The organism is Pseudomonas sp. RV120224-01b, from assembly GCF_003208145.1.
GTDB lineage: Bacteria > Pseudomonadota > Gammaproteobacteria > Pseudomonadales > Pseudomonadaceae > Aquipseudomonas > Aquipseudomonas monteilii.
In genome coordinates, this window is the sequence record NZ_QKMQ01000035.1 from 1 (window position 1) to 1,754 (window position 1,754).

General features: G+C 58.2%; 1 protein-coding gene. It reads left to right on the top strand.

What is annotated here, in order from left to right:
* The coding region (locus N436_RS28320; protein ID WP_371920936.1) for an immunoglobulin-like domain-containing protein at positions 1 to 1,754 on the top strand (1,754 nt) is incomplete at both ends.

Here is a 1,754-nt window from a genome sequence, read left to right on the forward strand (position 1 = left end):
GACACCAGCGCGCCGTACGAGCACGCTGCGCAGGGCGATGACGTTTATTTGGACAGCGGCGAAATCACCCTTGGCATCAAGTCCGCCGTGGACGTCGACGGCCGTGCCTTCGAGAATCTGCAACTGGGCGGCGATGCTTCGGTTCAGGTTACCGACACAGTCAGCGAAGTTGTGGCCACATTGACCGCAACCGAGTCCGTTACTGAAGGTGGCGTGATCACTTACACCGTGACGCTGACCAACAAGGACGGCCTGCCGATCAACAACCACTCGGCCCTGACCTTCACCCTGAGTGACGGCAAGACCACCATCACCGTGCCTGCGAACGGCACCACCGGCTCGGCCACCGTCATTGCTCCAGACAACGTCTATACCGGCACGAACGCCCCGGTCGAGCAGAGCCTGAAGTACGTCAGCGGCGCTGATGCCTGGAAGTTCGAACAGCTGACGCTGGACGACACCAAGGTCAGCACCGAAGTTACCGACGAGCCAGGTTCGGGTACGCCAGGTACCGGCAACCAGGGCGACGTGGTCAAGGTCACCATTACGGCCGATCAGGTCTCGGTGGCCGAGGACGTCAAGCCGAGCTTCACCGTGCACATCAACACGGCACTGGACCATGACCTGGTCGTGACCCTGAGCAACGATGCACAGGTCACCATCAAGGCCGGTCAGACTTCGAGCGAACCTTATGTCCACGCGGCACAGGGCGACGACGTCTATCTGGACAGTGGCGAAATCACCCTTGGCATCAAGTCGGCGGTGGATGTTGACGGGCGTACTTTCGAAAACCTGCAACTGGGTGAACAGGCTTCGGTCAAAGTTACCGACACGACCAACGAAGTTGTAGCAAAACTGACTGCAACAGAGTCTGTGAGTGAAGGTGGTGTGATCACCTACACCGTGACACTGACCAACAAAGATGGTCTGCCGATCAACAACCACTCGGCCCTGACTTTCACCCTGAGCGATGGCAAGACCACCATTACCGTACCGGCAAACGGGACTACCGGCTCGACTACTGTTATTGCTCCGGACAACGTCTATACCGGCACGAATGCTGCGATCGAGCAGAGCCTCAAGTACGTCAGCGGCGCTGATGCCTGGAAGTTCGAGCAACTGACGCTGGATGAAACCAAGGTCAGCACCGAAGTTACCGACGAGCCAGGTTCGGGCACTCCAGGTACCGGTAACCAGGGCGATCTGGTCAAAGTCACTATCGTGGCTGATCAGAAGTTGGTCTACGAAAACAAAGAGCCGACCTTCACCGTCAAGATCAACACCGTGCTGGATCATGACTTGGTCGTGACCCTGAGCAACAACGCCCAAGTCACCATCAAGGCCGGTGAGACCAGCGCACCCTACACCCATGCAGCGCAAGGCGAAGACGTCTACAAAGACGGCGGCAAAATCACTTTGGGTATCAAGTCCGCCGTGGATATCGACGGTCGTGGTTTCGAAAACCTGCAACTGGGCGGCGATGCTTCGGTCAAGGTCAAAGACACCACCGACGAAGTGATCGCGAAGCTGACCGCCACCCCTTCGGTCACCGAAGGCGGCGTGATCACCTACACCATCACGCTGACCAACAAAGATGGTCTGCCGATCAACAACCACAGCGCCCTGACCTTCACGCTGAGCGACGGCAAGACCGTCATCACCGTGCCGGCCAATGGCACCGTGGGTACTACCACCGTGACTGCGCCGGACAATGTCTACACCGGTACCAACGACTCGATCGTGAAATCGATCGC